Source organism: Pseudomonas pisciculturae (genome assembly GCF_015461805.1).
GTDB classification, from domain to species: domain Bacteria; phylum Pseudomonadota; class Gammaproteobacteria; order Pseudomonadales; family Pseudomonadaceae; genus Aquipseudomonas; species Aquipseudomonas pisciculturae.
The window spans coordinates 320,386-333,924 of the sequence record NZ_JACVZE010000007.1; the positions used below are offsets into that span (position 1 = coordinate 320,386).

Genomic DNA, 13,539 nt, shown 5'->3' on the forward strand with positions numbered 1-13,539 from the left:
GATAACCGTTGATCGGATAATACCGTCGAATATTGTCAGGTATTCCTGTGAATAATCAGTGTCCTTACAGGCCATTTCTGCAATTAAGAGGGCGAATACGTCAAAAGCGACCGATGATGTCGTTCAGGCAACAGGTTTTTATTGCGCGGGGAACGGCGAGACTTCATACCCGGCCAGGAACAGGTCGATGGCTGACTCGATCACACTGGCCTGGTGAGCGGCATCCAGAATGGGTTGGCCGAGGGTAATCTGGGGCCAGAAAGCGAAGGCTTTGAGCATGCCCTGGATCTGGTGGGCGGCAAACGCGGGGTCGCTGCCACTCAGGCGACCGTCTTCCTGGGCGGCGCGAACCCATTGGGTAAAGCCTTCCTCGCGCTTGCTCAGGCGGTTGACCATGTCTTGCGCACGTTCAGGTGAATGGATGGTGGCGGCGATGGCAACGCGGGCCAGGTCCAGAAAGTTGGCGTCCGACATCATCTTCATCTTGGCTTGCAGCAACCCGCGCAATTGTTCGCGCAGAGGGCGGTCGCTGGCGTAGCTCACATCCAACTGCGCGACACTGCTGGCCCAGAGTTGGTGGAGGATTTCGGCGAAGAGTTCTTCCTTGCTGGGGAAGTGGTTGTACACCGTGCGCTTGGAAACACCTGCGGTGGCGGCGATCTTGTCCATGCTGGTGACCTCAAAACCGTTCGCGCGAAACTCGGCAATGGCTGCAGTCACGATGGCTTCGCGTTTACGGTCGGTGAGGCGTTGGGGGGCAGTCATCGGCGACGTTCGGCTCATAGAGAAAATTACACTCGGTAGTTTACTTGCTCCGGGTTTTGTTGCAATCTTGAAACTACACTGTGCAGTGTAATTTTTGAGCGGTCTGTAGGAGTTACCTGGTAATGGCCACGATTTCATCCCGCCCCGACCCCGCGCCTGTCGCCCGCCAATCGGCGGAGCAGGATCAACGGCACTTCAGCAACAACCCCCCCGTGCAACATGGCGGTCTGGGTAAAACCCTGCGCATCTTCTGGAACATGCTGTTCAACAAACCGCGCACTACTCGACCGGTTGGGCAGATCCCGGTGCAGGCGTTGACCCGCGAGCAGCTGCTGGCAGCGCCAGACCACAGCGTGTTTCGCCTCGGGCATTCCACCGTATTACTCAAAATGCGTGGCAAGTTTTGGGTGACCGACCCGGTATTTGCCGAGCGAGCCTCGCCGTTCAGTTGGGCCGGCCCCAAGCGTTTTCATCAGCCGCCTATCAGCCTCGAAGAACTGCCGCCGTTGGAAGCGGTGATTCTTTCCCACAACCACTACGATCATCTTGACCGCAAGGCTGTCGTCCAATTGGCCGACAAGACCCGTTACTTCCTTGCGCCTCTGGGTGTGGGCGACCTGCTCGTGAAGTGGGGCGTCAACGCCAGCAAAGTGCGGCAACTGGATTGGTGGCAAGGCACTGAGGTGGACGGCATTCGTTTTGTCGCCACGCCTGCGCAGCATTTTTCCGGTCGTGGGTTGTTCGATGCGAACCAGACCTTGTGGTGTTCCTGGGTGATGATCGACGGCGAGCGACGAATTTTTTTTAGTGGCGACACCGGCTATTTCGATGGCTTCAAGCGCATCGGCGAACAGTACGGCCCGTTTGACCTGACACTGATGGAAACCGGTGCTTACAACGTCGACTGGCCCCATGTGCACATGCAGCCTGAGCAAACCTTGCAGGCGCACATCGACCTCAAGGGCCGTTGGCTGCTGCCGATTCACAACGGTACTTTCGACTTGGCGTTCCATGCGTGGCACGAACCGTTTGACCGCATCATGGCCCTGGCGTGGGAACGCAATGTATCGATTACCACGCCACCGATGGGGCAGCCGTTCAGCCTGAACCAGCCTGAGCGGGGGTATGCGTGGTGGTTGGAGGTGGAGACTAAGGGTGTTGAAGAACACGTTGTAGGTTAAAAGGTACGGTCCTTGAAAAATGAATTTTCAAGGTGTTTCCGCCTTGCGACAAGCGTGCGGTGACGGTGCGATGATCCCAAGAATTTTATTTCTCGGGAGTCTCTTCGGATGGACGAAAAGTGTAGGAAATATTCGCGTACGTGCGTGCCGTGCCCCACGGGGGGCAATGCTTCGTTACCTTCGGATTGCATGCCTGCACCGACTCTTTCTGACACCACGATCGAGAGTTCAGGCAAGGGCGGTATTGCGTTCGGTATTGCGCCTCGGGTTTCTGAACAGTCGGTAGCCGGGTCCCCCCTTCCCAGGTTTGATGTGCCCGGGCCTCTGATGAAAACACTGCGTGATCCAGCGTTGTCCCTCAATGCCTTGAGTGGCATCGACCCCTCGGGGCCAGTCATGGTGGAAGTCCCTCTGGTGTTGAATAACAGCACCTTTACCGCTGTTCAGACATTGGCTGGTTGGCGCATAGGGTATGCCCTGCGATATGTGGGGGCCGGAGAGAGTGGGGCCATTGACCACAGTGAAGCGTTTCTCCAGGCATTGAATACCCTGCGCTCGGCGGGTGCTGTCTTGGTGCCGTTGGACTTGAACCGCAGTGACGAGATCAATCAATTAACCCTGAATACGCGAAATGAAATCGATACGTGCGTCAGCGAGCATCGCCTTGATGCCCTGGTGTCCGAAAGTCAAAGCGCTGCGTTTCATGGCGCTTGCCGAAGCGGCTACCCGGCGTTGTGTGAGTCACTTGGGGGTGAAGCGAAGCTTTGGTTTTACGGCGCCCTTTGGGCAGGTGACCGCGTGATGGCGCTGGTGCAGGTCTATCGTCAGTTACTACAGCAGGTTGAGTTGCTGCCTACAACGGAGTGCGAGTGATCGGCCTGGGCAGCAGGACTTGCCCCAACGGCAGTGGGTGGATGGCTTCTTAGACTGGTGTCGGGTTATCGCCTGATGGCCCGAGCATTCAGTCAAACGGAGGGGGCATTTCATGATTGGGCCAATTTCGGTAGGGGGGTGGGCTACAGGCCTGTTCGAGGCAGTTTCGGACCCTGCGCAGGGCTTTAAGAGCGCCCAGCAAATGTCAACAGAGATGGCCGAGAAGGGGAGCGTGACCTCAGAGTCCCTGGTAAAGAACTCGTTGAAGCAAATCGCCAACATTGATCAAGGGCTTCAAGGGGGTAACGCGTTTCTCGAAACCAACCCAGATGCACGAAAGGAGGCAAAAGCGCGAGACCTTGAACGTGGCAATGGGCATGTGCGTAGTTATTTGCACGGGGTACCGGTAGCGCTGAAGGACGTGTTTGAAACCAAAGACCGCATGCAGACCAGCGCAGGCTCCAAGGCGTTGGTGGGGGCGCCCGCGACTAAAAATGCAAAGGTCGTCGACAATTTGTTGAAGGCGGGTGTGGTGGTTTTGGGTAAAACCAATATGAGCGAGTTGTCCAACTACCGTTCTTTATCGCCAACTAATGGTTGGAGCTCGCGCGGCGGTCAGACGCTCAATCCCCATCGGTTGGGTGGCCAGGTAGCGGGGTCGAGTTCAGGTTCTGCCGTGGCGGTGGCGCAAGGGCATGTCCCGCTGGCGCTGGGGGTTGAAACCACTGGTTCGATTATCGCACCAGCGGCATTTAATGGCGTTTTTGGCCTGAAAACAACAGTTGGGCTGATCAGCACGGAGGGCGTAATGACCAGCTCGCGGATGGATACGGTGGGCACATTTACGCGCAATATCCGTGATGCGGCAGAGGCGCTCAACGCCATGACCGAGACCAACGCATACGACGATGGGTTGCACACTGATGCGCTAAAGGGTAAGCGAATCGGCTACACACCCTTGCCTGAGTTGACTGCAGACGATGCCAATAATCCTGCTATCCGAGCAGATAGGAAGCACTTTGAGCAGGCGCTTGAAATCTTGAAAGATAAAGAGGCCATTCTGGTGCCGGTAGGTCGATTGGACGATGGTGTTTCGGGCGACATCTATCAGGGCTATGGCGATGCATTGTTAGCCGACGCTAAACAGCAGCTTGAGGAGTACCTGGCTGGACGCAGCGGTTTGCCGGTCAAGTCGCTGACAGAACTGATTGCCTTCAACAAACTCAACGAGAAACCCGGTGAGCCCGACCAGGCATTTCTGGAAATGATCAACGGCTTTGACTTGCCTCAGGATCAGCGCGAAAAATTGTGGGCCGATGTCATGCCAGTCTTCCAGAGCACCATCGACGGGCCGCTGAAGGCGCACAAGCTTGACGCAATGCTGTCGAACTTTCTGTCTAACAGTTATTACTTCAGCGCTGCCGCCGGCTACCCAGGCATATCGATGCCGTCCGGCATGGACGATGAAGGCATGCCAACCGCGCTTCACCTGTACGGTGCGGGTAACAGCGAGGCTACGTTGTTGTCGATCGCCTATGGGTATGAGCAAGCGTCGCAAGCCATCAGGGAGCCTGCGTTTGAGCCTGGCGCACCTTTCTCGCCAAAGCCTGTGAGCGCAGATGACGCGGTTGACGTGCAAGAAAAGGACGACTGATTTACCCCAAACGCTATATGCCGAGACGCAGCAGAGGTTGATTCCTGAGTTCGAACCTTAAGATGTCGTGCGGCTTACAATTAAGGCCATGGAGGGATGCCATGGCCAACAGAATCCGCATACTCGGCGCTCCCCGGTTAATGGTGTCGCTGTACGCTACGCACCATTTGGTTGAGGGGATTGTGAGTCAATTGTTGCCGCTGTCGAGCCGATCAAACGCGAGATGATGCCTTGCGCAGTAGGCTCGGCTGGTGCGGTATCAAACTGGCGAACGCTCATTCCCCATCCCGGCGCAAAACCCGGGAAAAACACCAGCCCTTCAGCCTCCAGGCGAAACGCCAGGGTCAAACGGATTTCATCCTCCACCTCGGCGTGGCTTTCAAAGCGTTGCACTGCATTCACCGCTACACCGGCCTGGCAGGCCAGGTCTTCCCGGCTCCAGCCCAGCATGGCGCGGGCTTGGGCGCTGTGTTTGGCGGTGAATTGGTGCAGGACGATCTGCTGTTCTACGAAAGAGCTCATTGCCAGGGAGGACATTGGGGGTTTCTCCAGGGTTTGATGGGGTAGGCAAACTATACTGTGTTTTTGTACAGTTGTTTTGACCGCTCATCAACTGGATTTTTTCTCAGCGCCTACGATGTTCTATTTTCATGTCTGCAACCTCACGCTTTCGAGCTGGACAGAAGCTCGGCCTAAACGACTACGCAGGTTGCGACCTATTCAAACCCTGGGAGATACGCAGGAGGCTCTGATGGCTATTTCTGAAAGCGATTGGAAAAAATTCAAAGAATTGAGAAAAATCGCGCTTGAGCGCTTTCACCTTGGCGTGTTGAGTGACGCAAAGTCAGTCACTGAGAACGAGGCGCTATCGCCGGTCAACCGCTACAGGACGCTCTACCGTCTGGTTGCAGCGCGTGACAAAGACATTGTGAGAATATTCGAGGGATTCAGTCGTACATGGGCCCTCGACAGCCTGGCCCTGATGGTGGCACATGATCTGTTAACGGATACCGAGCTTGCCGTGTTAAGCGAACACGCGCGGGGTGCAATTAGTTATGCGGTAAGGCAGCCTTATGAAATCAATTGGGTTGATGAACCAGAATCAGCCCCCTAAGCCCTCACTTCCAGGCCACATTTGGTCTTTGAGGAACAAGCGTGACGCTGACCTTCAACTGCTCACAAGCGGCCTGTGATTTTTTCAGCCGTATTCACAAGGGCAGAAAAATCACAGCGATCCAACCCGTGCCGCCGATTCAAGTATCGGGGGAGGCTCTGTATACGGATCCCCATCAGTGGTTACTACACGCTGCGACTGTCCAGCGTAAGCATGTAGTGCTGGCGATTCACTTGAAAACCCGTTATTGCATGCTGTTTTTTGACATGAAAAAAGCCGATGCCGAAGGCTTTGTGCAGGCGTTTATCAACCGTTGGACGATGGGGGTCATGGATCTTGCAATGAAGTGCGGGTTACTCGACTTTGTTGATCCGCAAATGCCAGAGCAGTTGTTGAAGGAGGTGTGCCAATCCTTTCTTATGCTCCCGCGCGGCGATCGCAGTGCGCAAACACACATCAATGAAGTGCTTCGGTTTTTCAAATGGGATGCTGAAGACTTTGATTTTGTAAACCAACCCTGGAGTGCTGTTCGCTACGACGCTCGTACCAATCACACACCAAGAACCATCAAGGGGCAGAAGGGCTGCATCTGGCCCGATGAGGAAATGTTGATGTACTGGGTGGTTACGTTAGGCGGTACGCCTGTGCCAAAGGCTGAACAGGTTCGAGAGATCTACCGGCAGTCTTTACGCATGCGGGTTGATTAAAGACTCTCCACCCCTGGCGCCTCCCGAATAATCAGGTGGTCCAGGTTTTCGATATTGACGCTGAACACCCCAAACGTCTGCTCGGGATTCTTCATGCTTGGCACCTGTTTCAGTTCCGGCGTCACTCCGTAGAAGAAACAATACAACGGCCGCTCGCTGCCCGCCGCGGCCTTGATCTGCTCCAGGAATGCCTTGCGCTTGCGGTAGTTGTCGATGAGTTTTTTGCTCAAGTAGACGTTGACCGAATACGGTTTTTTGTCGAGCCACACCTTCTTTTCGAAGTCGATGCGAAAGCTGCTGGTGTAGTCCTTGATGGCCTTGATCTTGCCCCAGTAGATCAGGCCTTTATTGTCTTGCAGGTATTCGATCTTCTTGAAAAACGTCCAGTAAGTGGCGGTGTGGTCGCCGATCTTTAACGGCATGGACTTGAGCTTGTCCTTGTCGTCGATATTGGACACGTAGCATTCCACCGGGTGGGCGAACACGCTGGTTTTGTCTGGTGTGGTTTCGCTGGCGACATGGGCGTGGGGGACGCTGCTTGAAGGCACTTTCGGTGTTTCTTGTGGGGCGTTTATTTCACCGCCAATAACGGGGGCTTTACGCGCGTACTGACGCCGTGTGAGCACAAATTCCGATGGGAAGTTTTCCTCCCGCTCGTCGTCACTTTCATCGGTCGCCGCTTTGTGCGCACTGGCGTAGCGGCAGCCTTCGATATGCCGGGTGCTGGCCTTGTTCTTGAAGTGCGGGGTGCGCAGGTAATTGACGTTCTTGGCGTTGAAGGTGCTCAGCGCATTGCCCGTATTGAACGCTGCGCGGCAGTCGTCGTTGGGGCAGAGGAAGCGGTCCTTGTCGGAATCGAAGGCGGCGGTTTCGTCGAAATTCAGGTCTCGCACGTCGTAGATCGACAATTTTTCGTCGAGACTCAGGCAATAGGCCGTATCGAATTTCATGGGGCTCGGGTCCGTGAACGCAGTTGCTAGATATTACGCAGATATCAGTCATGAAGGAGATCAAAATGTGGGAGCTGTCGAGCCCCAGCGAGGCTGCGAAGGGTTCGACTCGGTCTCCCGGCCGACCCCACTCACCCGCATCACCGCTGCAACCGAGCTCGCTTCTTCTTCGCATGAAAATGCCGAAAATGCGCATCCTGTGCCGCCGCCAGCAACTCGCGATCCCCTCGCGTATCGCCCCAGGCCCGCAGCCGATACTCCCCCAGGTCCCCATACACCGCCTCAAGCCTGAGCACCTTGTTTTCGCACCGGCAATTATTGCCAGTGAGCTTGCCAGTCAACACGCCGTCGACCACCTCAAGCTCAGTGCCGATCAACTTGATCCCCAAACGATCAGCAAACGGCTGCAACACCAGCGCAGGTGACGCCGAACACAACGTCACCTCTGCCCCGGAGCCCAGCTCCTGTTCCACCGACAGCACCCCAGCCGGGCGCATCAACCGCGCCCAATTCTTCTGGCAATACTCCTCGGCCTTCTGCTGCACCCACGCCTTCTCCACCCCGGTCATAAAGGTGCGGATCAACTGCGCCTTCAACTCATCCCGGCTGATCTGGCGCAGCAAAAAACGCAGCCCTGGCACCGCCAGTTTTACCATCCGGCCATAGAATTCCGAGGCGCCAAAGGCAAACTTGAGGAAGGGCACAAAACTGTCGTGGTGGGTGAGAGTGCCGTCGAAGTCAAAGACGGAAAGTACTTTGGCATCTGCGGGGCCGGCTTCGAGCATGTCTGGGTTCACGGTTGGCCTCGATCCTATCTAATATTTTTTTGAGCGTGTATCAGGTTGTGACAGCAGGAGGTCACTCCCGTGCCAATCTTTGGACTTTTGCGTAAAGCCCTTCGGTGAAAGCATCCCGATCAGTCGATCGGTGACAACGCTGATGGCAATTGGTGCACAAGGCTACAGCATTGCTGACGCGATCCGAACCCTTCTGGGCGAGGTGCTTGACGTGATGTACTTCAAGAAATGGCTGGCTTTGAAGGTTAAGCGCGATCTTTCGGCTGAAGTCAGGGGTAGTCCATGCGCTCCAGCCGATCGATGGCTTTATCCAGGACTATTTGCTGGTCGCATAGCCGCATACGCAGATCTATAAGCCTTTCTTTCTGTTCTCCAATCGACCGCGCTGACGGGTTATCTAGCATTTCTTGGGCGTTTAATTGGATCACTTCGATGTTCTTGAGGGTGGCGTTGACAGCGGCTCTCGCGCGCACTTTGTCGGCTTTGGCCAGGTGCTGGGCTTTCAACAAAATGCCGCTGGCAATCAAGCTGCCGCCTGCTGCCGCAATGGTGTAGCTGACAAATGAGGCTGCCAGCTTCAGGTCGCTGAAAAACTTTGCAACTTGGGCATTATCAGCAGCTTCCTGCAATGCATAGGAGAGATACCCTCCCGCGAGTGCAAGGACAAACCCGGCGATGTAAAGAATAAACGGCTTTCTAAAGACAAATCCGCCGAGAAAGAGCCAGGCTGCCAGCCCCAATGTTGTGATGATGAGGAGAGTGGAATAGAGCATTTCCATTTGCTGATTCAACCTTCTAAGATTTTTTGCAAAAAAAAGAGCCGCTTGTGGGCGGCTCTCTTTATGACCTTGGAATCAATCCCAGCTCAGCGCACCGCCAGTCTGGTACTCAATCACGCGGGTCTCAAAGAAGTTCTTCTCTTTCTTCAAGTCCATGATCTCGCTCATCCATGGGAACGGGTTGGTCGTCCCTGGGTATTCTTCTTTCAGGCCAATCTGCGACAAACGACGATTCGCGATGAACTTGAGGTAGTCCTCCATCATCGCCGCGTTCATGCCCAGCACACCACGTGGCATGGTATCGCGCGCGTATTCGATCTCCAGCTGAGTCCCTTGCAGGATCATCTGGGTCGCTTCTTCTTTCATCTCGGCATCCCACAGGTGTGGGTTTTCGATTTTGATCTGGTTGATCACGTCGATACCGAAGTTCAGGTGCATCGACTCGTCACGCAGGATGTACTGGAACTGCTCGGCCACGCCGGTCATTTTGTTGCGACGGCCCATGGACAAGATCTGGGTGAAGCCGCAATAGAAGAAGATGCCTTCCAGCACGCAGTAGTAGGCGACCAGGTTGCGCAGCAGCTCCTTGTCGGTGTCGACGGTGCCGGTTTCGAACTTCGGATCGGAGATCGAACGGGTGTACTTCAAGCCCCAAGCGGCTTTTTTAGCGACCGATGGAATCTCGTGGTACATGTTGAAGATCTCGCCTTCATCCATGGCCAGCGATTCGATGCAGTACTGGTAGGCGTGGGTGTGGATCGCTTCTTCGAAGGCCTGGCGCAGGATGTACTGGCGGCACTCCGGGTTGGTGATCAGGCGGTACACGGCCAGTACCAGGTTGTTGGCAACCAGGGAGTCGGCGGTGGAGAAGAAGCCCAGGTTGCGCATGACGATGCGACGTTCGTCGTCGGTCAGGCCTTCAGGGTTGCGCCACAGGGCGATGTCGGCGGTCATGTTGACCTCTTGCGGCATCCAGTGGTTGGCGCAGCCGTCGAGGTACTTCTGCCAGGCCCAGTCGTACTTGAACGGCACGAGTTGGTTGAGGTCGGCGCGGCAGTTGATCATGCGTTTTTCGTCAACGGCGACGCGGGCGGCGGAGCCTTCGAGCTCGGCGAGGCCTTCGGCGACGTCGAGTTTGTCCAGGGCGGCCTTGGCGCGCACGATGGCGGCGGAGTCACTGGCGGTGACGGCGCGGGCTTCGATGGCGGCAGCAGCGCCGGCGCCGTCGAGGCGGTCCATGTTGGCTTCGGTGGCGTGGCCGGCGTTGGCGCCTTTGGTGGCTACTTCGCCTTCTTCTTCTTTGTCGAATTCGTCCCAGCTCAGCATGACGTGTCGTCTCCTGCGTGAGGGCTCAAAGGTGCCCGTGTGAAACCGGATGGTTGGGTGTTCACACGGCCCAGAGGCCGCGGTGGATCTTAAGGAATCGTTTGTTGCAACAGCTCGCGCAGGCATTAAACGGAATCAGGGTTACGGGTGGTCTGCTTGAGGCTGAGGGGCGGAGCGGTGGGTGCTTGCTCCAGCGGGGCCTCAGGTTTGGCTCTTCATCCCAGTGTAAAGGGATATTGCAGGCCCGATTTACCCGCGCATTGTAGGGGAAAAAAACCGGTTTGTGTTGGGGCGGATGGTCACGGTGAGCAGACAAAAAGGCGGCTATTTGAGCCAGAGTGCGGGTTTATAAGGCTTTGCTGGGGTTGGATTTTTTTGACGGACGGTGGGCGGGTTTTTACAGGCTGGGGGAGGGGCGGGTAAGTAAGGCTTTACGGGGTGGGTATGGCAGCTACCGCCATCGGGGGCAAGCCCCCTCCCACATGTTGACCGCGTTGGGTCGAGAGGTAGGTGCTTTGCCGCAAGAACGATTTCTTGCGGCGAATAAGATCAGGTGTGGGTTTAACTAACGAAGTTGTTAACCGTTAGAGCAACCATTACCCATGATATGGTAATTAAGAATGTGACGTTGACCTTGCGAGTCCTCATATTCCATCTTCACCGGTACAACTTCGCAAACGTCTGGAATACTGCTCATGGACAATACTTTTGCTACGTCCAGGTGGGTGCTGTAAGTGTAGTCCTCGACAATCGGGGCGTTGCGGCCAGCTACGTCAGTCGGGGCTTCGTCGGCCAGGGCGGCGGTGGCGCACAAGCTGCTGAGGGCCATAACTACTAAAGCTTTCATTTCTCTATTTACCTTATTGAGGTCGAGTGGGGTCACGGGGCCCTTGTGAGGCCACGTGTGTAACTTAAGAGTTGGGAAGTTCGGATTAACGTTGCCTTCGTGGGGGCTGTTGCGTTGTTAATCTCGGTGTCTTGTTGACGGAGTTGATTTTAGGCCTCTAGGTTATATTCATATACCCGTGCTTTTGATAAACACTATTGGCGGTTTTTGTAACAATCCCGTGGTACAGCTTTTTTCACACATCGCTCAAAGCGCCACGGGCCGCAGGCCAGAGCGGCAAAAGCACATAGCAGGGCAAAATGTAGGGGCTTGTTACTACCATCGTCGAATGGTTCTATGGGGCCGCCCCGGCTACAACAGGGCATACAAAAACAACTATTGTCACCGAGGTAAGAAAGATGAGTGCGGCTTCCCTGTACCCCGTTCGCCCCGAAGTAGCAGCCAATACCCTGACTGATGAGGCGACCTACAAGGCCATGTACCAGCAGTCGGTGGTCAACCCCGATGGCTTCTGGCGTGAGCAAGCCAAGCGCCTTGACTGGGTCAAGCCTTTCACCGCGGTGAAGCAGACCTCGTTCGACGATCACCATGTCGACATCAAGTGGTTTGCCGATGGCACCTTGAACGTGTCCTACAACTGCCTGGACCGCCATCTCGCCGAGCGCGGCGACCAGGCGGCCATCATCTGGGAAGGCGATGACCCTTCCGAAAGCCGCACCATCACTTACCGCGAGCTGCATGAAGAAGTCTGCAAGTTCGCTAACGCCTTGCGTGGCCAGGATGTGCATCGCGGCGACGTGGTGACTATCTATATGCCGATGATCCCCGAAGCCGTGGTCGCCATGCTGGCGTGTACCCGCATCGGTGCGATTCACTCCGTGGTGTTTGGCGGCTTTTCGCCGGAAGCACTGGCCGGTCGCATTATCGACTGTAAGTCGAAGGTGGTGATCACCGCCGACGAAGGCATTCGTGCCGGTAAGAAGATTCCGCTGAAGGCCAACGTCGACGACGCGCTGACCAACCCGGAAACCAACAGCATCCAGAAAGTCATCGTGTGCAAACGCACCAATGGCAACATCAAGTGGAACCAGCATCGCGACATCTGGTACGAAGACCTGATGAAAGTGGCGGGCACTGTGTGTGCGCCTAAAGAGATGGGCGCCGAAGAAGCGTTGTTCATCCTTTACACCTCCGGCTCCACCGGCAAGCCTAAAGGTGTGCAGCACACCACGGGCGGCTACCTGCTTTACGCGGCGCTGACCCACGAGCGCGTGTTCGACTATCGCCCAGGTGAAATCTACTGGTGCACCGCCGACGTTGGCTGGGTCACCGGCCACACTTATATCGTCTACGGCCCGTTGGCCAACGGCGCGACCACGCTGCTGTTCGAAGGCGTACCGAACTACCCGGATATCACCCGGGTGGCGAAGATCGTCGACAAGCACAAGGTCAATATCCTCTACACCGCCCCGACCGCGATCCGCGCCATGATGGCTTCCGGCACCGCAGCCGTGGAAGGCGCCGATGGCAGCAGCCTGCGCCTGCTGGGCTCGGTGGGTGAGCCGATCAACCCTGAAGCCTGGGACTGGTACTACAAAAACGTCGGCCAATCCCGTTGCCCGATCGTCGACACCTGGTGGCAGACCGAAACCGGCGGCAACATGATGAGCCCGTTGCCAGGCGCCCATGCCCTCAAGCCGGGTTCGGCGGCACGCCCGTTTTTCGGCGTGGTGCCAGCGTTGGTGGACAACCTGGGCAACCTGATCGAAGGCGCCGCCGAAGGTAACCTGGTGATCCTCGATTCGTGGCCGGGCCAGGCGCGTACCCTGTACGGCGACCATGACCGCTTTGTCGACACCTACTTCAAGACCTTCCGTGGCATGTACTTCACCGGTGACGGTGCGCGTCGCGACGAAGACGGCTACTACTGGATCACTGGGCGTGTGGATGACGTGCTGAACGTGTCCGGCCACCGCATGGGCACTGCCGAGATTGAAAGCGCGATGGTTGCCCACCCTAAAGTCGCCGAAGCGGCGGTGGTAGGTGTGCCGCACGACATCAAAGGGCAGGGCATCTATGTGTATGTCACCCTCAAAAATGGCGAAGAGCCGAACGAGGCGCTGCGCCTGGAGCTGAAAAACTGGGTGCGTAAAGAGATCGGGCCGATTGCTTCGCCGGATGTGATCCAGTGGGCGCCGGGCTTGCCGAAGACGCGCTCGGGGAAAATCATGCGCCGGATTCTGCGCAAGATTGCTACCGCGGAATATGACGGGTTGGGGGATATCTCCACCCTGGCAGACCCAGGTGTGGTGGCGCATTTGATTGAGACGCACAAGACCATGAATGTTGCGTAAGGCGCATTGATGGTCCCAAGCCCCGCCCGGTGCAAACCAGGTGGGGCTTTTTTTATGAATTCCAGAGGCCAGTGGAGATCAAGTGTGGGAGGGGGCTTGCCCCTGATGGCAGTGTGTCAGTCAGCACAGGTGTGTCTGATGTACCGCTATCGGGGGCAAGCCCCCTCCCACAGTTGATCTCCATTGCACATT

General features: G+C 56.3%; 13 protein-coding genes and 1 pseudogene. 6 read left to right on the top strand and 8 right to left on the bottom strand.

Annotation, left to right across the window (positions count from 1 at the left end):
- Positions 1-138 precede the first annotated feature (138 nt).
- Positions 139-765, bottom strand: coding sequence for a TetR/AcrR family transcriptional regulator (locus ICY20_RS20545; protein ID WP_159955772.1), 627 nt, complete (start codon positions 763-765; stop codon positions 139-141).
- 122 nt (positions 766-887) lie between these two features.
- On the opposite strand from ICY20_RS20545, the gene ICY20_RS20550 reads away from it, so the two are divergent.
- The 3 genes from ICY20_RS20550 (at position 888) to ICY20_RS20560 (ending at position 4,473) form a co-directional block, all read left to right on the top strand.
- Positions 888-1,946 carry an MBL fold metallo-hydrolase gene (locus ICY20_RS20550; protein ID WP_159955774.1) on the top strand — a complete coding sequence of 353 codons (1,059 nt, stop codon included), beginning with the start codon at positions 888-890 and terminating at the stop codon, positions 1,944-1,946.
- Positions 1,947-2,135: 189 nt separating this feature from the next.
- Positions 2,136-2,819: an amidase family protein gene (locus tag ICY20_RS20555; RefSeq protein ID WP_159955776.1), complete on the top strand. Its 684-nt coding sequence runs from the start codon at positions 2,136-2,138 to the stop codon at positions 2,817-2,819.
- A gap of 202 nt (positions 2,820-3,021) precedes the next feature.
- Positions 3,022-4,473 (top strand): amidase family protein, encoded by a 1,452-nt coding sequence (locus ICY20_RS20560; protein ID WP_194938463.1) that lies wholly within the window; start codon positions 3,022-3,024, stop codon positions 4,471-4,473.
- Positions 4,474-4,629: 156 nt separating this feature from the next.
- Here the strand turns inward: ICY20_RS20560 and ICY20_RS20565 are convergent, their stop codons facing one another.
- Entirely contained in the window at positions 4,630-5,010 is a 381-nt protein-coding gene (locus ICY20_RS20565; protein ID WP_159955780.1) for a helix-turn-helix domain-containing protein, read from the bottom strand.
- A gap of 214 nt (positions 5,011-5,224) precedes the next feature.
- On the opposite strand from ICY20_RS20565, the gene ICY20_RS20570 reads away from it, so the two are divergent.
- Together ICY20_RS20570 and ICY20_RS20575 are read left to right on the top strand one after the other, a co-directional pair.
- Complete coding sequence (locus ICY20_RS20570; protein WP_194938464.1) at positions 5,225-5,587, top strand: hypothetical protein; 363 nt, start codon at positions 5,225-5,227, stop codon at positions 5,585-5,587.
- A gap of 41 nt (positions 5,588-5,628) precedes the next feature.
- Positions 5,629-6,294 (top strand): DUF6933 domain-containing protein, encoded by a 666-nt coding sequence (locus ICY20_RS20575; protein WP_200846222.1) that lies wholly within the window; start codon positions 5,629-5,631, stop codon positions 6,292-6,294.
- Here the strand turns inward: ICY20_RS20575 and ICY20_RS20580 are convergent.
- The 6 genes and pseudogenes from ICY20_RS20580 to ICY20_RS20605 all read right to left on the bottom strand — a co-directional run bounded on the left by ICY20_RS20580 (position 6,291) and on the right by ICY20_RS20605 (position 10,993).
- Positions 6,291-7,244: a hypothetical protein gene (locus tag ICY20_RS20580; protein WP_194938465.1), complete on the bottom strand. Its 954-nt coding sequence runs from the start codon at positions 7,242-7,244 to the stop codon at positions 6,291-6,293. The genes ICY20_RS20575 and ICY20_RS20580 overlap by 4 nt on opposite strands.
- 140 nt (positions 7,245-7,384) lie before the next feature.
- Entirely contained in the window at positions 7,385-8,029 is a 645-nt protein-coding gene (locus ICY20_RS20585) for an HAD-IB family hydrolase (RefSeq protein ID WP_194938489.1), read from the bottom strand.
- 73 nt (positions 8,030-8,102) lie between these two features.
- Positions 8,103-8,273, bottom strand: a pseudogene (locus tag ICY20_RS20590) (HNH endonuclease); the annotation flags it as partial.
- A 37-nt stretch (positions 8,274-8,310) separates the two neighbouring features.
- Entirely contained in the window at positions 8,311-8,820 is a 510-nt protein-coding gene (locus ICY20_RS20595) for a hypothetical protein (RefSeq protein WP_159955788.1), read from the bottom strand.
- A 75-nt stretch (positions 8,821-8,895) separates the two neighbouring features.
- Positions 8,896-10,146 (bottom strand): ribonucleotide-diphosphate reductase subunit beta, encoded by a 1,251-nt coding sequence (locus tag ICY20_RS20600; protein ID WP_194938466.1) that lies wholly within the window; start codon positions 10,144-10,146, stop codon positions 8,896-8,898.
- Between the two features lie 577 nt (positions 10,147-10,723).
- A complete protein-coding gene (locus tag ICY20_RS20605) occupies positions 10,724-10,993 on the bottom strand; it encodes a DUF2790 domain-containing protein (RefSeq protein WP_194938467.1) in 270 nt (89 codons plus the stop codon).
- Between the two features lie 398 nt (positions 10,994-11,391).
- Between ICY20_RS20605 and acs the strand changes: the two genes are divergently transcribed.
- Entirely contained in the window at positions 11,392-13,347 is a 1,956-nt protein-coding gene (acs, locus tag ICY20_RS20610) for an acetate--CoA ligase (RefSeq protein WP_122485096.1), read from the top strand.
- Positions 13,348-13,539: the final 192 nt, after the last annotated feature.